Source organism: Cupriavidus necator N-1, assembly GCF_000219215.1.
GTDB lineage: Bacteria > Pseudomonadota > Gammaproteobacteria > Burkholderiales > Burkholderiaceae > Cupriavidus > Cupriavidus necator.
This window is the reverse complement of the sequence record NC_015726.1, coordinates 1330488-1356824: the sequence shown is the minus strand read 5'-3', so window position 1 is coordinate 1356824 and position 26337 is coordinate 1330488. Positions and strand designations below refer to the sequence as shown.

Here is a 26337-nt window from a genome sequence, read left to right as displayed (position 1 = left end):
CCTCAAGAAGACAAAAAAACAAGCCGTGCTCACCACCCATCAGGCTTTGCTGGCGACGTCGTTTTGCAGACGCTCAACAAACGCGGAGACGGGCATCACACCCAGATCCACGTTGCCACGGGCACGCACGGCCACTTGACTGGCATCCCGCTCCTTGTCGCCCACTACCAGCAGGTAGGGAACCTTTTGAAGCGAATGCTCGCGGATTTTATACGTAATTTTCTCATTACGCAAATCGGCCTTGGCCCTAAACCCTTGTTTTTGCAGCAATTGCACGACGCTTTCGGCGTATTCCGCCTGCGAATCCGCAATATTCATGACCACCACCTGCTCCGGGGCCAGCCAGGCCGGCAACGCACCGGCGTGGTTTTCCAGCAGGATGCCCAGGAAACGCTCGAACGAACCCAGGATGGCGCGGTGAAGCATCACCGGGCGCTTGCGCGAGTTGTCCTCGGAGACGTATTCGGCATCCAGGCGCTCCGGCAGCACCAGGTCAAGCTGCAGCGTGCCGCACTGCCACGAGCGGCCGATCGCGTCCTTGATGTGGTACTCGACCTTGGGGCCGTAGAAGGCGCCCTCACCCGGCAGCTCTTCCCAATCCACGCCGCAGGCGCGCAGCGCCAGGCGCAGGCCCTCTTCGGCGTGGTCCCAGACCTCGTCGGAGCCAGCACGCTGGTCCGGGCGCAGCGACAGCTTGACCTTCACATCCTTGAAGCCGAAGTCGTCGTAGACCGAGAACGCCAGTTCGTTGAAGGCCTTGGCCTCCGCCACGATCTGCTCTTCCGTGCAGAAGATGTGCGCATCATCCTGCACAAAGCCGCGCACGCGCATCAGCCCGTGCAGCGCGCCCGACGGCTCGTTGCGGTGGCAGGCGCCGAACTCGGCCAAGCGCAGCGGCAGGTCGCGGTACGAACGCAGGCCGTGGTTGAAGATCTGCACATGGCCTGGGCAGTTCATCGGCTTGATCGCATAGTCGCGCTTCTCCGACTCCGTGACGAACATGTTCTCCTTGTAGTTCTGCCAGTGGCCGGACTTCTCCCAAAGCGAACGATCCATCACCTGCGGCGTACGGACTTCGTCGTAGCCGGCGTCTGTCAGGCGGCCGCGCATGTATTGCTCGACGGCCTGCCACACCTGCCAGCCCTTCGGATGCCAGAACACCATGCCGGGCGCCTCTTCCTGAAGGTGGAACAGGTCGAGCGTCTTGCCCAGCTTGCGGTGGTCGCGCTTCTCGGCCTCTTCCAGCATGTGCAGATAGGCTTCCTGGTCTTCCTTCTTCGCCCAGGCCGTTCCGTAGATGCGCTGGAGCATCTCGTTGTTGGCATCGCCGCGCCAGTAGGCGCCGGCCACCTTCATCAGCTTGAAGACCTTCAGCTTGCCCGTGGACGGCACGTGCGGGCCACGGCACAGGTCGACGAAGCTGCCTTCGCGGTACAGGCCGATTTCCTGGTCGGCGGGGATCGAGGCGATGATCTCGGCCTTGTACTTCTCGCCCATCGACTCGAACAGCGCCACCGCTTCGTCGCGGTTCCACACTTCGCGCACGACCTTCTCGTCCTTGCGGGCAAGCTCCGTCATCTTCTTCTCGATGGCGGCCAGGTCTTCGGGCGTGAAGGGACGCTTGTAGGCAAAGTCGTAGTAGAAGCCGTTTTCGATCACCGGCCCGATCGTCACCTGCGCTTCCGGATAGAGCTCCTTGACGGCATAGGCCAGCAAGTGCGCCGTGGAGTGGCGGATCACATCGACGCCATCGGCGTCCTTGTCCGTGACGATGGCCAGCTCGCCATCGCGGTCGATCTTGTAGCTCGTGTCGACCAGCTGGCCGTCCACCTTGCCGGCCAGCGCGGCCTTGGCCAGGCCGGCACCGATGCTCTGCGCCACTTCGGCAACCGTCACCGGGCCGGGAAACTCGCGGCGGGACCCATCCGGCAGCGTGATTGCGATCATTTCGACTCTCCAGGTTCCGCTGGCTGCGCCTTGCGCATCGCCTGAGCGGATCAAACTGCATCTTGTGGCACCGGCCCCGGCATGCCTGCGGGACTGGCGATTTATTCTTTACTGCCCTGCTCTGCCGCACCGGAAAGGCGGCAGCTTATCAGGGTGCTGGCAGGCGACAGACGAAAAAAAACGCGGCCAAGGCCGCGTTTCTCTTTGTCAAACCCAATCCAACCGGGTCGAAGGCGCACCTCGACTACTGTCGCTTGCCAGCGGTAGTAGTTCGCGGTGTCATAACCATGATGCCCTTCCGTTCCGTATGGGGTTGAATCGGACTTGCCACACTTCTTTTTACTGCTTTCCTGCAATTCGTTGGTAGGCTCGATTGGACTCGAACCAACGACCCCCACCATGTCAAGGTGGTGCTCTAACCAGCTGAGCTACGAGCCTAGCGAAGCCGCAAGTATAGCATCACTTTCTTTTCGCCTGCAACACCCCCTGGACGTCTTCGATCAACTGCAGCGCGCGCTGCAACTGCGTAGCCTCGGACACTTCGGCAGTGAACTGCATGCGTGCCACGCCCTTGCTGGAGAGCGTCTTGACGCCGGTGACGTTGATCTTCTCGCGCGACAGCACTTCGGAGATATCGCGCAGCAACCCCTGGCGATCGATCGCCTCGACGTGGATGTCGACCGGGTAGACCGCGGCGTGGCTCTTCTGGCCCCACTCGGTCTGGATCACCCGCTCCGGCGCGCGCCCGGCCAGTTGCTGGAAGGTGTGGCAGCTGCGCCGATGGATCGACACCCCGCGCCCGCGCGTGACAAAGCCGACGATGTCATCCGGCGGCGCCGGCTTGCAGCAGCGCGACATCTGCGTCATCAGCGAATCCACCCCCACCACCAGCACGCCGCTCTTGGCGCCGCGCGCCACGCTGGTGGCGCGGCTTTTCTTGGTGACAGCATCTTCCTCGCTCAGCGGCGCCTGGACCTCGCCCTCCGGGTGTCGCAGCGCGTGCTCCACGTGGCGCAGGCTGAACTCATCCTTGGCCACTGCCGCAAACAGGTCCTCCGGCGTCTTGAAGCCCAGCCGCGTGGCCAGGTCTTCCAGCTTGACCGCGGTCTTGCCTTCGCGCTGCAGGGTCTTGTCGATCAGCACGCGGCCCTGCGCGATGGTCTCCTGCGAATCGAGCGCATTGAACCAGGCCCGCACCTTGGCCCGCGCGCGGCTGCTGGCCAGGTAGCCCAGGTCCGCGTTGAGCCAGTCGCGCGACGGTCCGCCCTGCTTGACCGCGATGATCTCCACGGTCTGGCCGTTCTTCAGCGGCGTGTTCAGCGGCACCATGGTGCCGTCCACGCGCGCGCCGCGGCAGCGGTGGCCGAGATCGCTGTGCAGGTAGTAGGCAAAGTCCACCGCGGTGGCGCCCTGCGGCAGCGCCACAACGCGCGCCTGCGGCGTCAGCACGTAGATGTGGTCGTCGATCGCGGCATGCTTGATCTGCTCCCACGACTCGTCGTGCGCCACGCTGTGGTCGGCATCGTCCTTCCACGCCAGCAGCTGGCGCAGCCAGGCTATCTTCTCGTCATAGCGCTCGCTGGCGGAAAACTGCCCGGCATAGCCGCGGCTGCCCGCCTCCTTGTAGCGCCAATGCGCGGCCACGCCGTATTCAGCAAAGTGGTGCATCTCGTGGGTGCGGATCTGCACCTCGAAGGCGCGCCCGTCATCGCCGATCACCACCGTATGCAGCGACTTGTAGCCGTTGGCCTTGGGTCGCGAGATATAGTCGTCGAACTCGCGCGGGATCGGCTGCCAGATATGGTGGACGATACCCAGCACCGTGTAGCAGTCCTTGATATCGTCGACGATCACGCGGAAGGCACGCACATCGTACAGGTCGGCAAAATCCAGCTCCTTGCCGCGCATCTTCTTCCAGATGCTGTAGATATGCTTGGGCCGCCCGCTGACCTCGGCAGGGATGCCGGCGGTCGCCAGTTCGGACTGCAGCCGTTCGATGGCGCTGGCGATATAGCCTTCGCGCTCGATGCGCTTTTCATCCAGCAGCTTGGCGATGCGCTTGTAGGTATCGGGCTGCTCGAAGCGGAACGCCAGGTCCTCCAGCTCCCACTTCATCTGCCAGATACCAAGGCGGTTGGCCAGCGGCGCGTAGATGTCCAGCGTTTCGCGCGCCACGCCCGGCTGCGGCGCCTGTTTGGTCTCGGCCATCCAGCGCAGCGTCTGCAGCCGCGAGGCCAGGCGCACCAGCACCACGCGGATATCCTGCGCAAACGCCAGCAGCATCTTGCGCAGCGCCTCGACCTGTTCGTGGCGCGCCTGCGCTTCGTTTTTGGACGGCGCGGCCGGCTCGGCCTCGGGGCGGCTGCCGGCGATGGCACCGATGCGCAGCAGCTGCCGCACACCGTCGACCAGCCGCGCCACCTCGTCGCCAAAGCGCGGCGCGATCTCGGCCTCGGTGCCGGGCACGAAGGCCACCAGCCCGAACAGGCAGGCGGCGGCGCGCGCGGCGTCGTCGACGCGCAGGCCGTCGAGAATGCGCAGCATGCCCTGCGCGTGCGACAGCACGGTCTCGCCGGTGGGCAGCGCGACCTCGGCACCATGCTCGCGCACGTAGGCCAGTGCGCGTTCGACCAGTTCGGCATCCGGAATGCCCGCGACCCGACCGGTCAGGTCGGTGGACGTCACCATGTCACAACGCCTGCATCAGTTGAGCGCAGCGGTCACCACCACTTCGATCAGGTAATCGGGATTGGCCAGGCGGGCTTCGACGGTGGCGCGCGGGGGCGTGTTGCCTTGCGGCACCCAGGCGTCCCAGACCTCGTTCATCTCGCCGATCTGGTCGACATTGGTCAGGAAGATCTGGCACGACAGGATGCGGGTCTTGTCGCTGCCGGCCTCGGCCAGCAGGCGGTCGATATGGCCGAGGACCTCGCGCGTCTGGCCGCGGATATCGGCCTTGGGATCGACCTCGGGCACCTGACCGGCGAGATACACCACACCGTTATAGACCGCGTATTCGGACAACCGCTTGCCCACGTGGGCGCGCTTCAGTTCAAGGTTACTCATGACAATGCGTTGACTGATAAAAACAAGGCCGGCATGCGATGCAATCAGGCCCCGGTAAAAAACTGCCGGGCGATCGCAATCTGCGCCGGATCGACAAAGGTCGGGGCATGGCCCACGTCGGGCACTTCCACCGAGCTCACATGCTTGCCGCGCGCCACCATTTCGGCCACGGTCTCGCGCAGCAGCAGGTCCGACTGCGCGCCGCGCACCACCAGCACCGGGCCTTCGATGGCCTCGAAGCTGCGCCACAGCGCGGCCTCGCCGGCAGCAATGGCCTCGGGCGTGGATTTGCGGAATGGCACCGCCAGCTGCGGATCGTAATGCAAGCCCCATTCCAGGCCGTCCGTGCCCTGCACCGGTTTCAGGATGGCGGCGTTGAGCTCGCGCCACTGCTCTGGCGTATGGCGCCCGAACGATGCGCTGATGGTCTGCAGGTAGGCCAGGCCTTCCTCGAAGGTCTTGAAGCGCACCGGCAGCCCCAGGTAGGCGCCGATCCGTTCCACCGCCGAGGGCGCCAGCTTCGGCCCCACGTCGTTGAGCAACAGCTTGCGCACCGGCGACTTCGGCAACCCGGCCAGGCCCATGCCGATCAGCCCGCCCATCGAGGTGCCGAACCAGTCCACCTTCTCCACATTGAGCCGCGCAATCAGCGTGACCATGTCCGCGACGTACTGCGGCACCACGTAGCCGTGGGCATCGGCCAGCCATTCCGAGCGGCCGCGCCCGGCCACATCGGGGCAGACCACGCGGTAGTCGCCGCACAGCGCGCTGGCAACGGTGTCGAAGTCGCGGCCGGTGCGCGTCAGCCCATGCGCGCACACCAGCACGCGCGGATTGGCGGGGTCGCCCCACTCGTGGTAGGCCATGCGGTGCAGGCCCGCCGGACTGATGCACTGGACAAAACCGAGACGCGGACTGGCAGACATCTGGACTCCCTGGCGAACCGGACCGCGGACCGCAAAAAAGACGGTGCTGCCGGAGGTTGAGCAAAGCTGGATTGTACGCCGCAGCGGGTACAATGCCACAGCACAGTGTCAGCGCCCCGCGTGCGCGGCCGCGCACCGCCACGGCGCGCGCCGCCAACCCTGTGGCATTCCTTCTGTGGCATCCCTTTCTCTCGACGGAGGCTTACATGCTCAACGGCAAGACCGCACTGGTGACTGGCTCGACCAGCGGCATCGGGCTCGGCATCGCGAAAGCGCTGGCGGCCCAGGGCGCTAACATCATCGTCAACGGCTTTGGTGACGCGGACGCCGCAAAGGCAGAGATCGCGCAGGCCGGCCAGGGAATCCGGGTCGGCTACCACGGCGCCGACATGAGCAAGGCGGCCGAGATCGAGGACATGATGCGCTACGCGCAGTCCGACTTCGGTGGCGCCGACATCCTGATCAACAACGCCGGCATCCAGCACGTGGCCGCCATCGAGGATTTCCCGCCCGAGCGCTGGGACGCGATCATCGCCATCAACCTGACCTCGGCCTTCCACACGACGCGCCTGGCGCTGCCCGGCATGAAGCAGAAGGACTGGGGCCGCATCATCAATGTTGCCTCCACCCACGGGCTGGTGGCCTCGGCGCAGAAGTCCGCCTATGTGGCGTCCAAGCACGGCATCGTCGGCTTCACTAAGGTGACCGCGCTGGAAACCGCGCAGACCGGTGTCACCGCCAACGCGATCTGCCCGGGCTGGGTGCTGACGCCACTGGTGCAGAAGCAGGTCGAAGCCCGCGCGCAGAAGGAAGGCATTCCGGTGGAACAGGCCAAGCGCGAGCTGGTGCTGGAGAAGCAGCCCTCGGGACAGTTTGTCACGCCCGATGAACTGGGCGCGCTGGCCGTGTTCCTGTCGTCCGAAGCGGCCCGCCAGGTCCGCGGAGCGATCTGGAACATGGACGGCGGCTGGGTGGCGCAGTAAGGAGCAAGCGATGCAACGACGCAGTTTCCTGCGCGCGCTGGCGCTGGGCGTGGTCTCGGCCGGAGCGCTGGCACCGGTGGCCGGCGCGCTGGCGCAAGCCGCCAGGCCGCTTGCCATCGACGTCTACAAGAGCCCGCTGTGCGGCTGCTGCGAGGATTGGGTCAAGCACCTGCGCAGCAACGGCTTCACCGTGACGGTGCATGACGTCGAGGACACCGGCGTGTACCGCAAGCGCTTCGGCATGCCGGAACGCTTTGGCTCCTGCCACACCGGGCATATCGGCGGCTACGCCATCGAGGGCCATGTGCCGGCGGCGGATATCCGCAAGCTGCTGGCCACAAAACCCAGGGCCGTCGGGCTGGCCGTGCCGGGCATGCCGGTCGGCTCGCCCGGCATGGAACAGGGCCCGCGCAAGGACCCGTTCGACGTGCTGATTGTAAAAGCGGACGGCGCCGCTTCGGTGTTCGCAAGTTACAACAAGCAGGCCGGCTGACCTGCCGCACCGGGCGTGCCACGGCGCGCCCGGCTTCAGCCTGCGGCGGCCAGGCTCGTCAGTGCCGCCTCTACCGCTCCCCAGATCGCTTGTTCCTCGGCCTCGGTGCATGCGCCGTGCTGCCGCTTGGTCGCGCCGAGCCGGTTCAGCACCAGGTGCCGGTCCGCCGCCACGCCCGCGCTGGCCAGGCAGGCCTTGACACAGGCCAACGGGCAGCCGTCCAGCGCCAGGATCGGCCGCCCCGAGCGCGCCACCCGCGTCAGCGCCGGCACGCCGCCACCCACGCCGCTGATGCAGGACATTTCCGCACGGCCGCTGCGGTCGAGCCGCACCGCGCAGGCATTGGCCAGTTGCGCCACGCTGGAGCAACCGGAGCAGGCGTAGACCAGTGGCAAGGATTGGTTCGGGGAAGCCGGCATGACGCACCTTCCGTGAGGGTTCGACCGCGGCCAGGGTCTGCGCCTTGCCGGAGAGCAGCCAGCATAGTGCGCAGCGATGCTGCCGGGCTATTCGCCGGAAGAGCTAGGGAGTGCAGCCGGCTGGCGTAGCCCGGCCGGTGAGTTCCAAGGCGGAGCGACCTGACAAAAAAGCCCCTGCGGCGCATCGCACTGCAGGGGCCCTGTCAGGCTTCGGAGCTCAGCCCGCTTACAGCAGCGGCGCGCCCGTCTTGGCCTGGATTTCCTCGCGGCTGACGCCCGGAGCGGTTTCCACCAGCTTCAGGCCGGCCTCGGTCACGTCGATCACGCCCAGGTCGGTGATGATGCGGTTGACCACCCCAACGCCCGTCAGCGGCAGGTTGCAGTCCTTTAGGATCTTGATGTCCTCGGTGCCGTCCTTCTTCTTCGCGGTGTGTTCCATCAGCACCACCACGCGGCCGACGCCGGCCACCAGGTCCATCGCGCCGCCCATGCCCTTGACCATCTTGCCCGGGATCATCCAGTTGGCCAGGTCGCCCTTCTCACTGACCTGCATCGCACCCAGGATCGCCAAGTTGATGTGGCCGCCGCGGATCATCCCGAACGAATCCGCCGAAGAAAAGATCGACGAGCCTGGCAGCGTCGTCACGGTCTGCTTGCCGGCGTTGATCATGTCGGCGTCGACTTCGTCCTCGGTCGGGAACGGGCCGATGCCCAGCAGGCCGTTCTCGGACTGCAGCCACACTTCCATGCCTTCCGGCACCCAGTTGGCCACCAGCGTCGGCAGGCCGATGCCCAGGTTGACGTAGAAACCGTCCTGCAACTCGGTCGCGGCGCGCGCGGCCATTTCGTCACGTGTCCATGCCATGATGGGTCTCCTCAGCTGGCCGCGCGCACGGTGCGCTGCTCGATGCGTTTCTCGGGGGTGGTGTTCAGCACCAGGCGCTTCACGAAGATGCCGGCCAGGTGGATTTCATCCGGGTCCAGCTCGCCGGTCTCGACGATATGCTCGACCTCGGCGATGGTGACCTTGCCCGCCATCGCGCACATCGGGTTGAAGTTGCGCGCAGTGCGGCGGAACACCAGGTTGCCGGCCTTGTCGGCCTTGTATGCCTTGACCAGCGCGACGTCGGCGGTCAGCGAACGCTCCATCACGTACTGCTCGCCGTCGAATTCGCGGATTTCCTTGCCTTCGGCGACGATGGTGCCGACACCGGTCTTGGTGAAGAAGGCCGGGATGCCGGAGCCGCCGGCGCGCAGCTTCTCGGCCAGCGTGCCTTGCGGCGTGAATTCCAGCTCCAGTTCGCCCGCCAGGTACTGGCGCTCGAACTCCTTGTTCTCGCCCACGTAGGACGAGATCATCTTCCTGATCTGGCGCGTGGCCAGCAGCAGGCCCAGGCCGAAGCCATCGACGCCGGCGTTGTTGGAGATGCAGGTCAGCTGCTTGGCACCGCTGTCGCGCAGCGCGGCAATCAGCGCCTCGGGGATGCCGCACAGGCCGAAACCGCCAACGGCGATCGTCTGGCCGTCGCGGACGACGCCTGCAAGCGCTTCTGCGGCGCTGGCGTAGACCTTGTTCATGTTTCGCTCCTTCCTCGGTAGTTCCCTGTCGCTCTTCCCGCCACCGGATTGTGCGGCGGGCGACGCAGGGAAATTGTAACGGTACAATCGGCAACAGGCGGGCGACAGTCGCCGCAACTCGTCCGACCGACAGCATACGCAAGCGCAGCCGGCTACGCCATTACGTAAAAATACATAAGCAGATGCCCGCAATCGATTACCAGACCGCCTTCCAGCTCGCCCCCGTGGGCCTGGTGCTGTCACGCGAACGCGTGATCGAGGACTGCAACGAGGAGGTCTGCCGCATTTTCGGCACCACGCGCGAGGCGCTGCTGGGCCAGTCCTTCCTGGTGCTTTACCCCACCCCCGACGAATTCGAGCGCACCGGCGCGCGCATCGCGCCGATCATGGGCAAGCGCGGCATGTACTCGGACGAGCGCATCATGAAGCGCGCAGGCGGGGAACTGTTCTGGTGCCATGTCACCGGGCGCGCGCTGGACCGCACGCAACCGCTGGGCGCCGGGATCTGGACCTTCGAGGACCTGTCGCAGAAGCGCCAGGTCACGGCCGAGCTGACCGCGCGCGAACGCGAGATCGCGGCTCAGCTGGTGGAGGGGAAAACCAGCAAGCAGATCGGCAAGTTGCTGGCGATCAGCCCGCGCACGGTGGACATCTACCGGGCGCGGCTGATGAAGAAGTACGGGGCCAGTACCTCGGTGGACCTGGTGCAGCGGCTGGTCAACCACTGAGCCCCGTGGCGGGCGTCAGCCCTCGATGATCGCTCGGATCTCGGCCGGCACCGGCACCGATTTCTCCTGCGTGTAATCGCACCACACCACCTTGGCCCCGCCCTCGGCCCAGACCACGTCGGGCAGGTCGGTGCGGCGGATTTCCATGCGGGTCTCGAAGCTGGTGCGGCCGAGCTGGCCGGCGTAGACGCGGCACTCGATGTCGCCCGGATAGCGCAGCTGCTTCAGGAAGGTCATATGCGCATTGATGATGACCGGGCCCTGCCCGTTCGCGTCCTTGCCGCCGCGGCCCAGCGACGCGAACCACTCGATGCGCGCCTGCTCCAGGTACTGGAAATAGACGGTGTTGTTGACATGGCCCATGGCATCCATGTCGCCCCAGCGGATCGGCATGACCACCGTATAGACGTGCTTCATCACAGTCTCCAAAGGAACAGGCCCGCCGAGTCTGGCGGACCCTCTGCGTGGCTTAGCGCTTGGCGATCGCGCCTTCGGCCTTGGTCACCAGGTCGGCGCCGATCTGCTTCTTCCACTTGTCGTAGACCTTGGCGGTGGCCTTGCGGAAGCTGTCGTGCTCGGCCGGCGTCAGGTGCGTGACCCTGACGCCGTGCGCCTCCATGTCCTTCCAGGCCGGCGCGCCCGGCTCCACCAGGCCCTTGCGGGCCAGCGCGATTTCCTGCTTGCCGGCGTCGATGGCGGCCTGCCTGACGATCTCGCGGTCGGCCGGGGTCCAGCTTTCCCAGATCTGCTTGTTGACCACGAAGATCAGCGGGTCAGCCACGTAGCCCCAGGTGGTGACGAACTTCTGGCCCACCGTGTACAGCTTGGCGGCGGCGAACACCGACTGCGGGTTCTCCTGCCCGTCGACCGCGCCCGAGGCCATCGCCGGCTGCGCGTCGGCCCAGCTCATCTGGGTCGGGTTGGCGCCCAGCGCGTTGAAGGTCTCGATGTACAGCGGCGAACCGACCACGCGCAGCTTCATGCCCTTGAGGTCTTCCGGCTTGCGGATTTCGCGCTTGGAGTTGGACACTTCGCGGAAGCCGTTCTCGCCCCAGGCCAGCGGCACCACGCCAGCCTTTTCCAGCGTGGTGAAGAGCGACTTGCCGACTTCGCCCTGCGTGAGCGCGTCCAGCGCCTTGTAGTCGGGCATCAGGAACGGCAGCGAGAACAGGTTCAGTTCCCTGACCTGCGGCGACCAGTTGATGGTCGAGCCCACCGCCATGTCGATCACGCCCTGGCGGATCGCCGAGAATTCGCGGGTCTGGTCGCCGGCCACCAGCGAGGTGCCCGGGTACAGCTTGATATTGATGCGGCCGTTGGTGCGCTGCTTGACCAGGTCGGCCCAGATCTCGCCGCCCTTGCCCCACGGGAAGGCCGGGCCGAGCACCAGCGACATCTTGTACTCGGACTTGTAGGTCTGGGCCATTGCGCCGGCGGGGGCGAAGGCGGAAGCGGCAATGGCGGCAGCCGTTGCGAGCATCAGGGCACGACGTTTCATCTCATCTCCTCTCGGGAAAGCGTCAATTCTTGTTTGTGAATGCGGAACATCAGTAGCCGAGGTACTCAGGCAGCCAGGTCGCCAGCGGCGGATAGGCCAGCACCATCAGCATGGCGATAAACATCGCCAGCAGCATCCAGATCACCCAGGGCACGGTCTCTTCCATGCGCACGCGGGCAATCCGGCACGACACCATCAGGTTCACGGCCAGCGGCGGCGTGAACTGGCCCAGCGCCACCTTCAGCGTCAGCACCACGCCGAACCATACCGGGTTCCAGTGGAAGGCATTGGCGATCGGCAGCAGCAGCGGCACGAAGATCAGGAAGATCGAGATGCCGTCCAGGAACATGCCTACCGTCATCAGCAGCAGCACGATCAGCGCCAGCACGCCGTACTCGCCCAGCCCGGAGGTGGCGATGGCATGCGCCAGCGGGTCGATCACGCCCAGCGTCGACAGCGCATAGGCAAAGATGCCGGCCAGCGCCACCACCAGCAGGATCACCGCCGAGGTCTCGGCCGCCTCCTGGAAGATGGTGAACAGGTCGCGCATGCCGATGCTGCGGTACACCACCATGCCGACAAAGAGACCGTAGACTACGGCCACCACGGCGGCCTCGGTCGGCGTGAACCAGCCAGCGCGCATACCGCCCAGGATCAGGAAGGGCGCCACCAGACCCCAGGCGGCCTCGCGCAGGCTCTTCCAGAACGGCGGGCGCGGCAACCCGGCCTCGATCGCGCCCATATTGTGCTTGCGCGCCAGCCACACCGCCGGAACGATCAGCGCAACGCCGGCCAGGATGCCCGGAATCATGCCGGCCGCGAACAGCGCCGGTACCGACGCGCCGGGCACCAGCACGCTGTAGATGATGAACGCCACCGACGGCGGGATCAGGATGTCGGTCGCGGCGGCAGCGCCAACCACCGCCGCGCTGTACGAGCCGGGATAGCCGGCGCGCGACATCGCCGCGATCATCACTCCGCCCACCGCGGCCGCGTTGGCCGGACCGGAACCGGAGATGCCGCCCAGGAACATTGCCACCAGGATCGCCACCAGCGGCAGCATGCCGGGGCCGCGGCCGACGATGGCGATGGCAAAGGTCACCAGCCGCTGCGCCACGCCGGAGCGGTCGAAGATCGACCCCACCAGCACGAACATCGGGATCGCCAGCAGCGGATACTTGGCCAGCCCCGCATAGAAGTTCTGCGGCACGGCCAGCAGGCCGAACATCTGGGTGTCGAGATTGGACAGGCCGATGGCAACCAGGCCGCCCAGCCCCAGCGACACGCCGATGGGCACGCCCAGCAGCATCAGGCCGATAAAGACCACGAACAGGATGATGGCAACGAGAGTCATGGCGCCTGCTCCATCGTGCCTGTCCTGGCTGCATGCAGCGCCTTGAGCGCGCGCACGTTGCGCAGCACCAGCCCCAGCGCGCGCAGCGCGATGCCGGCCGACAGCACCGGCAGCCAGATCGAGTACCACCAGCTTGGCACGCCAATGCCCGGCGAGGTCTCGCCGAAGGTGTATTCGTCCCAGGTGATGCGCGCCCCCAGCACTGCCAGCGCGATGAACATCACCGCCACGGCCAGCGCCGACAGGATCGCCAGGCGCCGCTGCCGGGCCGCGCTGCCGCGCTCGAAGAAGAATTCGATGCGGATATTGCGGTCGCGCGCCACCGCGGCGCTGCCGGCGACCAGCGCCAGCACGATCATCAGGAAGACCGAGAACTCCTCGGTCCAGGCAAACGACTCGTCGGTGAAATAGCGGACCACCACGTTGGCGAAGGTGATGCCGACCAGCAGCACCATCACGATCACGCCAATCCAGTCCTCGATGCGGGGCGAAACCCGGAATTCAGCGTCCTGCGCTTCGTCGGCAGCCTGCGGGATCACCGCGGAATCGACGACGTGTTGCGGCACGGCGTTGCGCCGTGCCTCTTCTTGTTGCTCCATCTCCCCGGCCTCCGGTCCGGGCCGCTCGGGCCATGCAGCCACCGCGGCGTTTTTTTACTTGTATGTAAAGACTTAATCTGCAGACATGGCGGATTATGCCAAGACTGGCCCATCACGCACGAATTTTCTGATGATTGGTGTGTGCTGACGACGGCGCACCCAAGGGGACCGGATAAGCCCTGGGCGTGCAATCTGGCCATCCCGCGGCACTTTTGGCGCGCAGCCGGGATGCAGGGGGCCTTGCGCCCCCCGGTCAGCGGTCAGGCGGTCAGACCATGCCGTCGTCGGCGGTAATGACAGCCCCGTTGATGAATTGCGACTGATCGGATGCCAGCAGCAGCAACAGGCCGTCGAGATCCTCTGGCTTGCCCAGGCGCTTGCGCGGCAGCATCTGGATCAGCTTCTGCCCCGCGTCCGAGTCCCAGTGGTGGTGGTTGATATCGGTGTCGATATAGCCCGGGCAGATGGCATTGGTATTGATGCCGTGGCGCGCCCATTCCAGCGCCATGGCCCTGGTCATGTGCACCACGGCCGCCTTGCTCATGCAATAGACGCCGATCTGCGACAGCACCTTGAGCCCGGCCACCGAGGCGATATTGACGATGCGCGCCTGCGGCAGCGGGCTGCCGTTGCGCTCGGCGCCCTTGGCGCGCGCAATCATGCGCTTGGCCACTTCCTGGGCGACGAAGAAGGCACCGCGGGTATTGGTGTCGAAGACGAAATCGAAGTCATCGGCGGTCACATCGGTCAGCTTCTGCGTGGTCGACACGCCGGAGTTGTTGACCAGGATGTCGATGGAACCGGCCTCGGTCTCCGCGTGCGCCACCGCGGCGCGGATGCTGTCCGGGTCGGTGACGTCCAGGCGCACCACATGGGCGCTGCCGCCCTCGGCCTCGATCGCCGCGCGCAGTTCCTTGAGCCGTTCGGTGCGGCGCGAGGCCAGCACCACCTTGGCGCCGGCGGCGGCCAGCACCGTGGCGAAACGCGAGCCCAGCCCGCTTGAAGCGCCGGTGACCAGCGCGACCTTGCCTTCCAGATTGATCGACAAACCCATGATTACCTCTTGTGCGGGAGCTCCTCCGGCCTATGCGGGAGCAGAAGGCAGCATATCAAAAAAAGAACGACCGTTCCAAAAAAATCCTTGCCTGTGGGTGGCGAGTCCCGGACAATGCCGGAGATTCTAAGAACTTGGCCAGTAAAGGGAAAGAGGGAAAACGCGCGATCCGGGCGTCTTTGGACTCCAAATCGCTGCCAACTCACCCACCCGCGGCTCCCGTCCGCGCGCTGGCCCGGTTCTCGGCAAAACGATCACCGCATTTCCCACAATTGCAAGCAAGCAGCAAAGAAATAGAGGGTTAGAGACAATGGATCAGCAACAGCTCGTGGAGCAGTTCGGCCCGCGCGAAGCCATGGAATACGATGTGGTCATCGTCGGCGGCGGCCCCGCCGGCCTGGCCACCGCCATCCGCCTGAAGCAACTCGCGCAGGAGAAAGGCGCCGACGTCAACGTGTGCGTACTGGAAAAGGGCTCCGAGCCCGGCGCCCACATCCTGTCGGGCGCCATCATGGATCCGCGCGCCCTCAATGAGCTGATCCCGAACTGGAAGGAACTGGGTGCGCCGCTGAACCAGGCGGTCACCGAAGACAAGTTCCTGTTCCTGAACGAGTCCGGCTCCAAGGGCACGCCGCCCGCGCTGCTGCCCGAGTGCTTCCACAACGAAGGCAACTACATCATAAGCCTGTCGAACTTCGTGCGCTGGCTGGGCCAGCAGGCCGAAGCGCTGGGCGTGGAGATCTTCCCGGGCTTCCCCGCCGCCGAAGTGCTCTTCAACGAAGACGGCTCGGTCAAGGGCGTGGCCACCGGCAATATGGGCATCAACAAGGAAGGCGAGCCCACCGAGAACTTCCAGCTGGGCATGGAGCTGCATGCCAAGTACACCATCTTCGCCGAAGGCGCGCGCGGCCACCTGGGCAAGCAGCTGATCGAGAAATTCAAGCTCGACACCGGCAAGGATCCGCAGAGCTACGGCATCGGCCTGAAGGAACTGTGGGAGATCGATCCCGCCAAGCACAAGCCTGGCCTGGTGGTGCACACCGCCGGCTGGCCGCTGGACCCGGCCACCTACGGCGGCTCGTTCCTGTACCACATGGAAGACAACAAGGTCGCGGTCGGCTTTGTGGTCGGCCTGGACTACACCAACCCGTGGCTGTCGCCGTTCGAGGAATTCCAGCGCTTCAAGACGCATCCGGAAATCCGCCAGTACTTTGAAGGCGGCAAGCGCCTCTCCTACGGCGCGCGTGCCATCACCGCCGGCGGCCTGCTGTCGCTGCCCAAGACCGTGTTCCCGGGCGGCGCGCTGGTCGGCTGCGATGCCGGCTACCTGAATGCCTCGCGCATCAAGGGCAGCCACGCCGCCATCAAGACCGGCATGATGGCCGCCGAGGCCGCCTATGACGCGCTGCAGGCCGGCCGCCAGCACGACGAACTGGCCGCCTACCCGGCTGCGTTTGAGCAGAGCTGGCTGCACAAGGAACTGCTGCAGGCCAAGAACTTCAAGCAGTGGTTCAAGAAGGGCCGCACCACCGCCACGCTGATGACCGGCATCGAGCAATGGCTGCTGCCCAAGCTGGGCATCCGCAACCCGCCGTGGACCATCCACCGCGTGAAGCCGGATCATGTGTACCTGAAGCCCGCGGCCGAGTGCCAGAAGATCGAGTACCCGAAGCCGGACGGCAAGCTGACCTTCGACCGCCTCAGCTCGGTGTTCATCAGCAACACCAACCACGAAGAGAACCAGCCGGCGCACCTGACGCTCAAGGACGCCAGCGTGCCGGTCAACATCAACTGGGACAAGTACGCCGGCCCCGAGTCGCGCTACTGCCCAGCCGGTGTGTATGAGTTCGTGCAGGACGAGACGTCGGGCAAGGAGCGTCTGCAGATCAACGCGCAGAACTGCGTGCACTGCAAGACCTGCGACATCAAGGATCCGACCCAGAACATCGTCTGGGTGACGCCGGAAGGCGGCGGCGGTCCGAACTACGTCGGGATGTAAACCTGCCGAGCCAGCGGCTGTAAAAACGGCACCGGGAACCCGGTGCCGTTTTTCTTTGGGCGATGCAGCGCGGCTATCGTGCCTGCCGCCGCGCGGCCATCGCCTTGTCGACCACCTCGGCCTGCAGCGCTTCGCTGGGATTGCCGAAGGTCTGGCTGCGCAGCGCATCCAGTTGCTGCCGGCGGTCCTGCTCCGACAACCCCGGGAAGGCCTCGATCTGCGCGCGGCGCGCGGCGTAGTCGTCGTAGCGCTGCTGCCAGGCCTGCCCGGCTTGCGCCTGCTGCTGGTAGCGCTGCGCCACCTCGGGACCGTAGGCCTGCGCCAACGCCGCACCGATGTCCTGCGCACTGCGGCCGGCGGCCTGCATGCCGGCGATGGTGTCGCTGATCGCCTGCGGACGCGCGCTGGCCTCCCGTGCCGCGCGCAATGGCTCGCGCAGCATGGCTTCGAGTTCGGCCAGCCGCTGCTGCCGCTGCGCGTCATCCAGGCCGGATTGCGCCGCGATGTCGAGCCGCGCCAGCATGGCATCGTCATACGCCTGCTCGTCGCCGAACCAGATTGCCGCCACCTCCGGCAGCAGGCGCTGCCGCGCACCGTTGCGCTCAGCCTGCAGCGCGCGCAGCTGCTGCACCTGCGCCGCATCCAGCGTGCCGTTCGAATCCGCCCGCGGCTTGCGGGTGGCCTGCGGTTGAATCTCGGCAAGATAGGCTACATAGCGCTGCCACAGCTGCCACGCCTGCCCTGCCGCTGGCTGCGGCACGCGGCGGCGGATATCGTCGTACACCAGCCGGTCCAGCGCGTCGGCGCCGCCGGCGTCGTGGCGGGTGCTGAGGAAGTAGTCGAAGTAGGTGCGCAGCGCGCGCGTCAGCCGCAGCTTGCCCTGCGCGTCGAGTTCGAGGCCTGCGGGCACGTCGACGCCGGAAAGCGATGGCAACGCAGCCACGCCGGCGGGTCCGGCGTCAGCCGATGTTGTCGAAGGACTCGCAGCAGTGGTGATCGCCGCCGTGCGCTGCGGCACGGCAGCCGGGCCGGACGCCATCGTCAGCCAGTACACCGCTGCTGCCGCTGCGCCGGCCGGCAGCAAGGCCAGCCAGAGCCGCGGCGAGCGCTCAGAGCTGGTCATTGCGCAGCCGGTTGGCGTGGCTGAGGATGACTGTGCGCGGATCGACGTCCTGGTACAGGCCGGCCATCTGGTTCACCTCGTCGAGGTGGTTCCAGTAGTAGCCAGTGGCCAGCACCCGGCCCCACTTGCTGCTGCAGACCGAGACCAGCCCGTCATTGGGGCCGGCGCCCTTCAGGTCCATCAGCCCGGCCGAGGTCGACATCATCACCGTGGTCGGGTCCAGCAGGTTGGAGCGCAGCAGGCTGAACGGCCCGCCCTGACCAGTCCAGGAATACGCGGCCTGGGTATGGGTGACAAGGTTGCCCGCGGCATCGCGCGCCTGCCGTTGCTCGGACACCGCGCCAGCGGTATTGCAATCCGGCCCCAGTGCCGATTTCGTGCCGGGCACCAGCGTGGCATTGAGGCGCGCATTCTGCTCGGCGGCGCCGCGCGTGGTCAGGATCTTGAGCGAGGCCAGCGCATCCTGATCCAGCGCCTGCCCGTTGCCGATGCCGTTGAACCAGCCCACCGTATCGAGCACGCCCTGGATGATGCCGACGAGTATCGGCCCGGCGATTGGAATACTGTTGACCAGGTGCGCGGCAAGCCTCGGCCTTTAGGCCTGAGGATTACCCACAAATCCGGTTGTAAACTGGATTGAGCGGTGTTAACTTTCGCCCATCCTATTTATGTTGTTGCAGCGGATTGGCGATCAGAGACGACACGGCAGACTGGGCTAGCGAAGAATTCGCAGAGGCGAGTCTCGGCGATGCTCGCCTGTCGCAGCGACTGGTCGCGCTGGCCCGGCAGCTGGCCATCAGTCCACACACTTCGCTCCCCCAGGCCCTGTCACCAGCTGAACTGAAGGCGGCCTACCGCTTCTTCGATAACGATCAGGTCGATACCAACGGCGTGCTGGCGCCGCATATTGCACAGACGTTGCACCGCATGGAACAGTTGCCAGTGGTGCTGGCAATACAGGATACGACCGAATTCAATCTGACGCACCTGCACGCCACAGAGGGCTTAGGTCGCTGTACCGGTGGCAATGAGCGTGGTTTCCTGATGCACAGCCTGCTGGCAGTCAGTCCAGAGGGGCTGCCGCTTGGGGTGCTGGGCATGAAGACGTGGACACGCGCTGAAGCAACCAAAGGTAGTGCGGCGCAGCGCAAGTCCCGACCCGTCCACGAGAAAGAAAGCGCTAAGTGGATCGAGGGTCTTGCCCATCTGTCTGCGCTGAAGTCGCGCTGTGCACAGACCCAACTGGTAGGGATCGGAGATCGCGAAAGCGATGTGTATGAACTGTTTGCTGCCGAGCGACCAGACGGAGTGGACTGGCTGGTGCGCGCAGCATGGAATCGCTGTGCCCGCCATCCCCAGCGCTATCTCTGGCAAGCGGTATTGGACACCCCTGCGGCAGGTTACACCGAGTTGCTGATTCCGGCCAGAGGTGCACGCACCCTACGCACGGCCCGCCTGACGCTGCGATACGCGCCCGTTCGCCTGCAACCACCTCAGACGCGGGCTGGCTTGCCCGAGCAGAATGTCTTCGCTGTGCATGTCATCGAGGACGAACCGCCCGCCGGTATCGAGCCGCTCGAATGGATGCTACTCAGTTCGGTGCCCACGCACTCGCCTGAGCAGGCTCTTGAACGGCTTCAGTGGTATGCGCGGCGCTGGACCATCGAGACCTGGCACCGTGTGCTCAAGAGTGGCTGCCGTATCGAGGCCCGCCAATTCGGTACACTGGAACGCTTCGTGCGGGCCACCTCCCTGTTTGCCGTAATCGCCTGGCGCATTCTGTACACGACTCTACTGGCTCGCCTTGATGGCGAGTTGCCCTGCGAGGTAGTCCTTCAGCCCATCGAATGGCAGGCTCTGTATTGCCGCGTACACCGAACCACCCGGCCACCGGACAAAGTGCCATCGCTGAATCAGGCAGTACTGTGGATCGCCACGCTGGGTGGCTACCTGAATCGCCGCAGTGATCCTCCGCCCGGCGCCACGGTTATCTGGCGAGGCTTCTTCGTCCTCCACGAGATTACCGAAATGTTCCGCATCTTCAGTTCAGGTCCATAGGATGTGGGTAAAGCTCAGGCCTTTAGGCCGGGGAAGGATAGCGCGGACGCCGTCGGCGTCCTTTCGGCGGCTAATGCGGCGTCTGTTGTTGCTCAATGTATTGGCGGATGATCTCGATGGGCGCACCGCCGCAGCTCCCTGCGAAGTAAGACGGCGACCACAGTGCACCGCCCCATAGCTTCTTGCTGATGCTCGGGTAGTTCTTCTTTCGGATCATACGGCTGGATACCCCTTTCAAGCTGTTTACCAGTGCGGACACCGCGACCTTTGGCGGGTAGTTCACAAGAAGGTGAACGTGATCGTCCTCCCCATCGAACTCCACCAGTTCAGCTTCGAAATCTGCGCAAACGCCGGTAAATATGTCGCGCAGGTCCTCTGCCGAATGTCATTGTCGTCGCTCGTAGGCCAAGAGTATGATTGGGCCATGCAGCGTCTTCAAGCATTCAAATACGAATTGATGCCGAACGGCGAGCAGCAGCGCAACATGCGCCGTTATGCCGGATCGTGCCGGTTCGTCTATAACAAGGCGCTGGCGTTGCAGAAACAGCGTTACGATCAAGGCGAAAAGAAGCTCAGCTATGCCGGTCTGTGTAAGCAACTCACGGAGTGGCGCAACAGCACGGAAACAGCATGGCTGGCCGATGCACCAGTCCATCCTCTTCAACAGACGCTCAAGGACTTGGAGCGGGCCTACACAAATTTCTTCGCAAAACGGGCCGACTTCCCGCGTTTCAAGAAGAAGGGTCTGGGCGACAGTTTCCGCTATCCCGACCAGAAGCAAATCAAGCTTGATCAGACCAACTCGCGTATCTATTTGCCCAAGCTGGGCTGGCTGCGATACAGGAACAGCCGCGACGTACTCGGTGAGGTACGCAATGCCTGCGTCAGCCTGTCGGGCGGCAAGTGGTTTGTTTCGATCCAGACTGAGCGGAAGGTCGAGCGACCTGTGCCGAAAGCCACCAGCGCCATCGGCATCGACATGGGCATCGCTCGCTTTGCCACCATGAGCGATGGCACTTTCCTCGCGCCGCTCAACAGCTTTAGGAAGCACGAAGCCAGACTGCGCCGTGCGCAGCGGGCGATGAGCCGCAAGACGAAATTCAGCAACAACTGGAAGAAGTCCAAGGCCCGAATCCAGCGTATCCACGCACGCATCGGTAACGCCCGCCTCGACTACCTGCACAAAGCCACGACCACGATCAGCGAAAATCAAGCGATGGTGTGTATCGAGGACCTGAAGGTACGGAACATGTCCAAGTCAGCGGCCGGTTCAAGCGGGCAACCGGGCAAGAACGTCAGGGCCAAGTCCGGCCTGAACAAGGCCATCCTCGATCAGGGTTGGTACGAGTTCGGGCGTCAACTGGAATACAAGCTAGCGTGGAATGGCGGCTGGCTAATAGCTGTGCCGCCACAGCACACCAGTCGCACGTGCCCTTGCTGCGGGCATGTATCTGCCGAAACCGGCAGAGCCAGGCGAGCTTCGCCTGTGTGGCATGCGGCTATGCGAATCACGCCGACGTGGTCGGCGCGATCAACATTTTGGCGCGGGGGCACCGCGTTGCAGCCTGTGGAGAGTCGGCGTAGTCAAGCCGCTCTACGAAGCAGGAACCCACCGAAGTGACTACGTAGAGCATCACGTAGCGCCGTAGGAATCCTCGTCCTTTCCGCCGTAAGGCGGCAGCCGAAGGCTGAGGACGAGGAGGATGTCAAGCCATTGATCAGGTCCAGCACGGTGTCGGCCACTTCGCTGCCGCGATGCGGGCTGCCGATGGTGGTGACCGAGGCCACGTCCTGCGGCGACATCGCCGCCAGCATGCGCGAGGTCGGCCCGCCCTGGCTGTGGCCGATCAGGTTGACCTTGTCGGCGCCGCTTTCCAGCTTGACCGCGTGCACATAGGCCTGCAGCGCCAGCGCGCGCTCTTCATCGCTGTTGAACGACGGCACCGTGGCCACATAGACTTGCGCGCCGTTGGCCCGCAGCACCTCGGGGATGCCATACCAGTAGTCGAGCACCACCCATCTTGGCCGCGCCGGTCAATCCGTGGACCAGCACGATCGGGTAGCGCGTCTTCGCATAGTCGCCGCTCGCGGCCAGCGCGGGTGCTGGCTGCGCCAGCATGGCCGCCACGGCCAGCGCGGCTGTGCCTGCCAGCCTGTGCCAGGCCTTGCCGGCCTTCTGCTCGCGTAGCGCGGGCGTGCGTTGTCCGCACGCGTGGTGTCCGCAGTGCTCCATCTTGTCTCCTCGGTGGTGGGTCTTTTTATGTTGGAAGCAGTAAAGACGGGCCGACGCGAGGAGACAATCAAAACATTAGCGGATTCCTTCTAAACGGCCAATACAGCCGCGGGCTGCAAGGGCATGCGGGTGCTGGAAAGCAGCTGTTCGTAAATGTAGCACTGCAGCAGCGTCAGCTCGCGCTCGGCCAGCACGTCGAAGGCCACGCCGAAGGCCGGGAAGTCGGCATCGTCGCTGGCCGCGCCGGGGGGCGCGAGGCGGACCCAGCCGTCGATGGTGACCTCGCTGTCCAGCGACGCCGTGCGCATCTTGAAGCGCAGCCGTACGCGGCTGCCCGGCGCCGGCGCAGGCGCGGTGGTCTGCACCAGCGCGCCACCGGTGCTGAGGTCGGACAGCAGCGCCAGCCGCGCCGTGCCGGTGTCGATGCCGTCGTCATCGCCGGGCTCGGTCAGGTAGGCCGCCAGCCGGGTAGGCACGCGCGCGGCCTTGCGTACCGGCGTTGCGTGCTTCTGCACCGGCGCCGACAGCACCAGGTAGCGAAACGGGCTGCGGCACACGGCGGTGATGGTCGAGGTGAAGCTGTGGATGGCCTGTCCGGAGAAGCCGCGCAGCAGCACGGAATCGCCCGCCTGCAGCGGCAGGTCGCGCCCGCCGAGCTGCGGCCAGGTGACAAACAGGCCCTGCTCGATAAAACCGATCAGGCGGCTGGCGGCCGGGCGCGCGGCCTCGCCCTCATGCTTGACATGCAGCAGCGTGCCGACCTGCAGGCCAAGCGGCCCGGTGGTCGGACGCAGTTCGTCATCGGCATCGTCGTGACCATCTTCGCGGCAGACCACGCCATGGTGGAACACCAGCGCCAGGTCGCGTTCATCGGGAATGACACTGCCGCTGCCGAGCACCAGGTTGCCCTCGCCATCGAGCAATGACCAGGGCAGCGGGTATCCGACGGGAAGATCGTTAGGTGTGAGCTGGATCATGGCTGTTCGCAGTAGGCCCCGGCATTGGACGCCACGGGGCATGGCAAGCCCTGGGCGGAGCTGACGCGCAGGATCCGCCACCTGTATCAGGTTTCTATCGGCGCCGGCGCGGCGAAATTAAGCCCTCGGCGATTGACTAAGGCCGCATGTGTAGCATTCGCTCCCTACGGAAACCTTGACGCGCCGCAAAGTTAGGCCGAAAATCCGCAAAAGCTGTCTGACAGCCTGACATATCAAACCATGACCATCCTGCCTCGCCCGGCCTCCCTCGCCAGCCGTATCGCCCAGACCCTGCACGACGATATCCTCGCCGGCCGCTATGGCGCGGGCGCGCGCCTGCCGGCCGAGGCCAGCCTGGCCGACACCTTCGGCGTGAGCCGGCCGATCGTGCGCGAGGCCATCGCCCAGTTGAAGGCCGATGGCGTGCTGGTGACGCGCAAGGGCTCGGGCGCTTATGTGTCGGAGACGCCGGGCGGCCAGGCCTGGCGCGTGGCCAGCGCGCCCGACGGCGGCCCGACGCTGGCGCAGCTGTTCGAACTGCGCCGGGTGGTGGAAACCGCCTGCGCCGAAATGGCCGCGCAGCGGCGCACGGATGCCGATATCGATGCCATCCGCGGCGCACTGGCGGCGATGCAGGCACAGGCCGACGGCCAGGGCGACATGGCCAGCGCGGCGGCGGCCGACATGGCCTTCCACCATGCCATTGCGGAAGCCGCGCACAACCCCTGCTTTACCGGCCTGACCGATTTCGTCAGCCAGCAGATGCTGGCCGCGCGCCAGCGCGCCTGGGAGAACACCTCGCGGCTGAGCGTGACGACCGGCGCGCCGCGCGCCGCCGACCAGGAACATGCGGCGCTGGCCGAAGCCATTGCCGCCGGCGACGCCGCGGCCGCCCGCAACGCCGCGCAACAGCACCTTGCGGCCGCCGCCGCGCGCCTCGACCTGACGGCCTGAGTCCCGAACACACAGACATTGAAGCGAGGAACAACCATGGAAACAGTGGATTGCGTCGTCATCGGCGCCGGCGTGGTGGGACTGGCGGTGGCGCGCGCACTCGCGCTGCAGGGCCGCGAAGTAATCATCCTGGAAGCCGAGAACGCCTTCGGCACCATCACCAGCGCGCGCAACAGCGAGGTCATCCACGCCGGCATCTACTACCCGGCCGGCTCGCTCAAGGCGCAGCTGTGCGTGCGCGGCAAGGCCATGCTGTACAACTACTGCGCCAGCCACCACGTGGCGCACCAGCGCTGCGGCAAGCTGATCGTGGCCACCAGCGCGGCCCAGGTGGCCACGCTCGAAGGCATCCGCGCCAAGGCGGCGGCCAACGGCGTGGACGACCTGCGCCTCGTCAGCCGCGCCGAGGCGCAGGCGCTTGAGCCGCAACTGCAGTGCCATGCCGCGCTGCTGTCACCGTCGACCGGGATTGTCGACAGCCATGGCCTGATGACCGCACTGCTGGGCGACGCGGAAAACGCCGGCGCGATGCTGGCGGTGCAGTCGCCGGTGCTGGGCGGCGCGGTGACGCCGGACGGCATCCGGCTGGAGATCGGCAACGAGGATGGCAGCGTCACCACGCTGCTGGCGCGCACGGTGGTGAACTCGGCCGGGCTGACCGCGCCGGAACTGGCGCGCCGCATCGACGGCATGCCCGAGGCCCATATCCCGCCGCAGTACTACGCCAAGGGCTGCTATTTCACGCTGGCCGGACGCGCGCCGTTCTCACGGCTGATCTACCCGGTGCCCGAGGCGGCTGGGCTGGGCGTGCACCTGACCATCGACCTGGGCGGGCAGGCGCGCTTCGGCCCCAATGTGCGCTGGATCGACGAGATCGAATACGGCGTGGACCCAGCCGACGCCGACGGCTTCTATGACGAGGTGCGGCGCTACTGGCCCGGACTGGCCGACGGCGCGCTGCAACCCGGCTATGCCGGCATCCGCCCCAAGATCAGCGGCCCGCATGAGGCGGCGGCAGACTTCCGCATCGACGGCCCCGCCGTGCACGGCGTGCCGGGGCTGGTTCACCTGTTCGGCATCGAGTCGCCGGGGCTGACCTCGTCGCTGGCGATCGCCGAGCGGGTCTGCGCAGCGCTGGCCTGAGCGGCGCCATCGCCTTCCGCGCGAAAGCTCATCACCGCACAGAGCGCGCCGGCCGCCGCGGCAATGGCGGCCAGCCCGAACGTATGCTCGGGCGCCAGCGCGTTCCAGGTCCAGCCCATCGCCAGCCCGCCCAGCGTGCCGCCGACGCCGTAGGAAATGCCCGTGTACAGCGCCTGCCCGCGCCCCTGCAGCGGCCCGGCAAACCAGGCCTGCAACCGCTTCAGGCTGGCGCTGTGGTGCGCGGCAAAGGTGGCCGCGTGCAGCACCTGCACCAGCGCCATGAGCCAGGCAAACTGGGCAAAGTAGCCGGTCAGGCCGAAGCGCAGCGCCGCCAGCACAAAGGTGCCGGCCAGGATGGTGCGCAGCGAATAGCGCGCGAACAGCAGGCCCTGGTAGTAGAAGAAAACGATCTCGGCGACCACGCCGATGGTCCACATCACGCCAATGGCGAACTTGCTGTAGCCCAGCTGTGCCAGCCACAGCGAATAAAACACATAGAGCGCGGCGTGCGCGAACATCATCAGGAAGGCTGACGCCAGGAACCAGGCCACGTCCGGGCGGCGCAGCAGCGGCAAGGCGCGCGGCGGCGCAGTGTGCGTACCGTCGGCGGCGGCGTCGCGCATGGTCAGCACCACCCCGGCCAGGATCGCCAGCAGCGTGCTGGCCACCCACGGGAAGGCGCGCATGCCGACCGCTTCGAACAAGGCCCCGCCGGCCAGTACCGCGCCGATAAAACCGACCGAGCCGAACATGCGGATGCGGCCGTAGCTATGGTCGAAGGCGCCGTAGCGGCGCAGCGTGGAGATGGTCAGGGCATCGCCCAGCGGCGACATCGCGCTGGTCAACAGGCTCAGCGTCAGCATCATCGCCATCATGCCGCCGTAGCTGCCGACACCCGGCAGCATCAGGAAAGCCAACAACGAGGTGAACGCGCTCACGCGCAGGATGCGCACGCGCGTGTGCATCACGTCGGACAGCCAGCCCCACAGGTAGGGCCCGACGATGCGGCTGACCTGGAAGCTCGCCATCAGCACGCCGATCTGCACCGGGTTGAAGCCGCGGTCGGCGAAATACAGGCTGACGTACGGCGAAATCAGGCCGACGTAGCCGTAGTAGCCAAGGTAGAAGAGCCCGAAACGGGCGTAGTCGGGGCGGCCGGCGCCGGTGGCGCCGCCGCCCGCGAAAGGCGTGGCCAACGCGAGGTC

At 65.8% G+C, this 26337-nt stretch carries 23 protein-coding genes, 1 tRNA gene and 3 pseudogenes; 8 read left to right on the top strand and 19 right to left on the bottom strand.

Annotated elements, in window-relative coordinates:
- Window positions 1-39: 39 nt before the first annotated feature.
- From thrS to CNE_RS06465, 5 genes are all read right to left on the bottom strand, one after another.
- On the bottom strand, window positions 40-1947 hold the full coding sequence (thrS, locus tag CNE_RS06485) for a threonine--tRNA ligase (RefSeq protein WP_013956326.1): 1908 nt from the start codon (window positions 1945-1947) through the stop codon (window positions 40-42).
- Between the two features lie 361 nt (window positions 1948-2308).
- Window positions 2309-2385, bottom strand: a tRNA-Val gene (locus tag CNE_RS06480).
- Between the two features lie 21 nt (window positions 2386-2406).
- The gene (locus CNE_RS06475) at window positions 2407-4635 is read right to left on the bottom strand and encodes a RelA/SpoT family protein (RefSeq protein ID WP_013956325.1); all 2229 of its coding nucleotides are present in this window, start codon (window positions 4633-4635) and stop codon (window positions 2407-2409) included.
- Between the two features lie 15 nt (window positions 4636-4650).
- A complete protein-coding gene (locus CNE_RS06470; RefSeq protein WP_010813105.1) occupies window positions 4651-5013 on the bottom strand; it encodes a RidA family protein in 363 nt (120 codons plus the stop codon).
- Between the two features lie 44 nt (window positions 5014-5057).
- Window positions 5058-5939 carry an alpha/beta fold hydrolase gene (locus CNE_RS06465; RefSeq protein WP_013956324.1) on the bottom strand — a complete coding sequence of 294 codons (882 nt, stop codon included), beginning with the start codon at window positions 5937-5939 and terminating at the stop codon, window positions 5058-5060.
- Window positions 5940-6145: 206 nt separating this feature from the next.
- On the opposite strand from CNE_RS06465, the gene CNE_RS06460 reads away from it, so the two are divergent.
- A complete protein-coding gene (locus CNE_RS06460) occupies window positions 6146-6922 on the top strand; it encodes a 3-hydroxybutyrate dehydrogenase (RefSeq protein WP_013956323.1) in 777 nt (258 codons plus the stop codon).
- A gap of 10 nt (window positions 6923-6932) precedes the next feature.
- Window positions 6933-7415: a DUF411 domain-containing protein gene (locus CNE_RS06455; protein ID WP_013956322.1), complete on the top strand. Its 483-nt coding sequence runs from the start codon at window positions 6933-6935 to the stop codon at window positions 7413-7415.
- Between the two features lie 35 nt (window positions 7416-7450).
- Here the strand turns inward: CNE_RS06455 and CNE_RS06450 are convergent, their stop codons facing one another.
- From CNE_RS06450 to CNE_RS06440, 3 genes are all read right to left on the bottom strand, one after another.
- Complete coding sequence (locus CNE_RS06450) at window positions 7451-7834, bottom strand: putative zinc-binding protein (protein ID WP_013956321.1); 384 nt, start codon at window positions 7832-7834, stop codon at window positions 7451-7453.
- 226 nt (window positions 7835-8060) lie between these two features.
- Entirely contained in the window at window positions 8061-8699 is a 639-nt protein-coding gene (locus tag CNE_RS06445; RefSeq protein ID WP_013956320.1) for a CoA transferase subunit B, read from the bottom strand.
- An 11-nt stretch (window positions 8700-8710) separates the two neighbouring features.
- Window positions 8711-9412 carry a CoA transferase subunit A gene (locus CNE_RS06440; RefSeq protein WP_013956319.1) on the bottom strand — a complete coding sequence of 234 codons (702 nt, stop codon included), beginning with the start codon at window positions 9410-9412 and terminating at the stop codon, window positions 8711-8713.
- A 182-nt stretch (window positions 9413-9594) separates the two neighbouring features.
- Here CNE_RS06440 and CNE_RS06435 point away from each other — a divergent pair, with 182 nt between their 5' ends.
- Entirely contained in the window at window positions 9595-10140 is a 546-nt protein-coding gene (locus CNE_RS06435) for a PAS and helix-turn-helix domain-containing protein (RefSeq protein WP_013956318.1), read from the top strand.
- A 15-nt stretch (window positions 10141-10155) separates the two neighbouring features.
- Here CNE_RS06435 and CNE_RS06430 read toward each other — a convergent pair whose 3' ends face one another.
- The 5 genes from CNE_RS06430 to CNE_RS06410 form a co-directional block, all read right to left on the bottom strand.
- Complete coding sequence (locus CNE_RS06430) at window positions 10156-10557, bottom strand: acyl-CoA thioesterase (protein ID WP_013956317.1); 402 nt, start codon at window positions 10555-10557, stop codon at window positions 10156-10158.
- 52 nt (window positions 10558-10609) lie between these two features.
- Complete coding sequence (locus CNE_RS06425; RefSeq protein WP_013956316.1) at window positions 10610-11638, bottom strand: DctP family TRAP transporter solute-binding subunit; 1029 nt, start codon at window positions 11636-11638, stop codon at window positions 10610-10612.
- Between the two features lie 49 nt (window positions 11639-11687).
- Window positions 11688-12992: a TRAP transporter large permease gene (locus CNE_RS06420; RefSeq protein ID WP_013956315.1), complete on the bottom strand. Its 1305-nt coding sequence runs from the start codon at window positions 12990-12992 to the stop codon at window positions 11688-11690.
- Window positions 12989-13591, bottom strand: a complete 603-nt coding sequence (locus tag CNE_RS06415) for a TRAP transporter small permease (protein WP_013956314.1) — start codon at window positions 13589-13591, stop codon at window positions 12989-12991. The genes CNE_RS06420 and CNE_RS06415 overlap by 4 nt, the downstream gene beginning before the upstream one ends.
- A 268-nt stretch (window positions 13592-13859) precedes the next feature.
- The gene (locus CNE_RS06410) at window positions 13860-14645 is read right to left on the bottom strand and encodes an SDR family oxidoreductase (protein ID WP_013956313.1); all 786 of its coding nucleotides are present in this window, start codon (window positions 14643-14645) and stop codon (window positions 13860-13862) included.
- Between the two features lie 310 nt (window positions 14646-14955).
- On the opposite strand from CNE_RS06410, the gene CNE_RS06405 reads away from it, so the two are divergent.
- Window positions 14956-16644 (top strand): electron transfer flavoprotein-ubiquinone oxidoreductase, encoded by a 1689-nt coding sequence (locus CNE_RS06405; protein ID WP_013956312.1) that lies wholly within the window; start codon window positions 14956-14958, stop codon window positions 16642-16644.
- Window positions 16645-16717: 73 nt separating this feature from the next.
- On the opposite strand, the gene CNE_RS06400 is transcribed toward CNE_RS06405, so the two are convergent.
- Entirely contained in the window at window positions 16718-17767 is a 1050-nt protein-coding gene (locus CNE_RS06400; RefSeq protein ID WP_269148711.1) for a lipase secretion chaperone, read from the bottom strand.
- Window positions 17754-18287, bottom strand: coding sequence for a hypothetical protein (locus CNE_RS06395; RefSeq protein WP_013956310.1), 534 nt, complete (start codon window positions 18285-18287; stop codon window positions 17754-17756). The genes CNE_RS06400 and CNE_RS06395 overlap by 14 nt, the downstream gene beginning before the upstream one ends.
- A gap of 164 nt (window positions 18288-18451) precedes the next feature.
- Between CNE_RS06395 and CNE_RS06390 the strand changes: the two genes are divergently transcribed.
- The gene (locus CNE_RS06390; protein ID WP_041227849.1) at window positions 18452-19825 is read left to right on the top strand and encodes an IS4 family transposase; all 1374 of its coding nucleotides are present in this window, start codon (window positions 18452-18454) and stop codon (window positions 19823-19825) included.
- Between the two features lie 70 nt (window positions 19826-19895).
- Here CNE_RS06390 and tnpA read toward each other — a convergent pair.
- Window positions 19896-20195 (bottom strand): annotated as a pseudogene (gene tnpA / locus CNE_RS06385) (IS200/IS605 family transposase); the annotation flags it as partial.
- A 54-nt stretch (window positions 20196-20249) separates the two neighbouring features.
- Between tnpA and CNE_RS06380 the strand changes: the two are divergent.
- A pseudogene (locus tag CNE_RS06380) lies at window positions 20250-21409 on the top strand (RNA-guided endonuclease InsQ/TnpB family protein).
- Between the two features lie 123 nt (window positions 21410-21532).
- Here CNE_RS06380 and CNE_RS06375 read toward each other — a convergent pair.
- Both CNE_RS06375 and CNE_RS06370 read right to left on the bottom strand, forming a co-directional pair.
- A pseudogene (locus CNE_RS06375) lies at window positions 21533-22058 on the bottom strand (esterase/lipase family protein); the annotation flags it as partial.
- A gap of 89 nt (window positions 22059-22147) precedes the next feature.
- Window positions 22148-23035: a flagellar brake protein gene (locus CNE_RS06370; RefSeq protein ID WP_041227847.1), complete on the bottom strand. Its 888-nt coding sequence runs from the start codon at window positions 23033-23035 to the stop codon at window positions 22148-22150.
- A gap of 240 nt (window positions 23036-23275) precedes the next feature.
- On the opposite strand from CNE_RS06370, the gene CNE_RS06365 reads away from it, so the two are divergent.
- A complete protein-coding gene (locus tag CNE_RS06365) occupies window positions 23276-23989 on the top strand; it encodes a FadR/GntR family transcriptional regulator (protein WP_013956305.1) in 714 nt (237 codons plus the stop codon).
- 36 nt (window positions 23990-24025) lie between these two features.
- Window positions 24026-25132: an NAD(P)/FAD-dependent oxidoreductase gene (locus tag CNE_RS06360; protein WP_013956304.1), complete on the top strand. Its 1107-nt coding sequence runs from the start codon at window positions 24026-24028 to the stop codon at window positions 25130-25132.
- Here CNE_RS06360 and CNE_RS06355 read toward each other — a convergent pair.
- Window positions 25054-26328, bottom strand: a complete 1275-nt coding sequence (locus CNE_RS06355) for an MFS transporter (RefSeq protein WP_013956303.1) — start codon at window positions 26326-26328, stop codon at window positions 25054-25056. The two genes, CNE_RS06360 and CNE_RS06355, sit on opposite strands and share 79 nt — an antisense overlap.
- Window positions 26329-26337 lie beyond the last annotated feature (9 nt).

Bases quoted from the DNA above. Each gene is read 5' to 3' on its own strand.
- CNE_RS06455 (WP_013956322.1), top strand. From the start codon at position 6,933: ATGCAACGACGCAGTTTCCTGCGCGCGCTGGCGCTGGGCGTGGTCTCG.
- CNE_RS06460 (WP_013956323.1), top strand. From the start codon at position 6,146: ATGCTCAACGGCAAGACCGCACTGGTGACTGGCTCGACCAGCGGCATC.
- CNE_RS06450 (WP_013956321.1), bottom strand. From the start codon at position 7,834: ATGCCGGCTTCCCCGAACCAATCCTTGCCACTGGTCTACGCCTGCTCC.
- CNE_RS06440 (WP_013956319.1), bottom strand. From the start codon at position 9,412: ATGAACAAGGTCTACGCCAGCGCCGCAGAAGCGCTTGCAGGCGTCGTC.
- CNE_RS06465 (WP_013956324.1), bottom strand. From the start codon at position 5,939: ATGTCTGCCAGTCCGCGTCTCGGTTTTGTCCAGTGCATCAGTCCGGCG.
- CNE_RS06400 (WP_269148711.1), bottom strand. From the start codon at position 17,767: ATGACCAGCTCTGAGCGCTCGCCGCGGCTCTGGCTGGCCTTGCTGCCG.
- thrS (WP_013956326.1), bottom strand. From the start codon at position 1,947: ATGATCGCAATCACGCTGCCGGATGGGTCCCGCCGCGAGTTTCCCGGC.
- CNE_RS06360 (WP_013956304.1), top strand. From the start codon at position 24,026: ATGGAAACAGTGGATTGCGTCGTCATCGGCGCCGGCGTGGTGGGACTG.
- CNE_RS06420 (WP_013956315.1), bottom strand. From the start codon at position 12,992: ATGACTCTCGTTGCCATCATCCTGTTCGTGGTCTTTATCGGCCTGATG.
- CNE_RS06410 (WP_013956313.1), bottom strand. From the start codon at position 14,645: ATGGGTTTGTCGATCAATCTGGAAGGCAAGGTCGCGCTGGTCACCGGC.
- CNE_RS06415 (WP_013956314.1), bottom strand. From the start codon at position 13,591: ATGGAGCAACAAGAAGAGGCACGGCGCAACGCCGTGCCGCAACACGTC.
- CNE_RS06425 (WP_013956316.1), bottom strand. From the start codon at position 11,638: ATGAAACGTCGTGCCCTGATGCTCGCAACGGCTGCCGCCATTGCCGCT.
- CNE_RS06370 (WP_041227847.1), bottom strand. From the start codon at position 23,035: ATGATCCAGCTCACACCTAACGATCTTCCCGTCGGATACCCGCTGCCC.
- CNE_RS06405 (WP_013956312.1), top strand. From the start codon at position 14,956: ATGGATCAGCAACAGCTCGTGGAGCAGTTCGGCCCGCGCGAAGCCATG.
- CNE_RS06470 (WP_010813105.1), bottom strand. From the start codon at position 5,013: ATGAGTAACCTTGAACTGAAGCGCGCCCACGTGGGCAAGCGGTTGTCC.
- CNE_RS06475 (WP_013956325.1), bottom strand. From the start codon at position 4,635: ATGGTGACGTCCACCGACCTGACCGGTCGGGTCGCGGGCATTCCGGAT.
- CNE_RS06430 (WP_013956317.1), bottom strand. From the start codon at position 10,557: ATGAAGCACGTCTATACGGTGGTCATGCCGATCCGCTGGGGCGACATG.
- CNE_RS06445 (WP_013956320.1), bottom strand. From the start codon at position 8,699: ATGGCATGGACACGTGACGAAATGGCCGCGCGCGCCGCGACCGAGTTG.
- CNE_RS06435 (WP_013956318.1), top strand. From the start codon at position 9,595: ATGCCCGCAATCGATTACCAGACCGCCTTCCAGCTCGCCCCCGTGGGC.
- CNE_RS06365 (WP_013956305.1), top strand. From the start codon at position 23,276: ATGACCATCCTGCCTCGCCCGGCCTCCCTCGCCAGCCGTATCGCCCAG.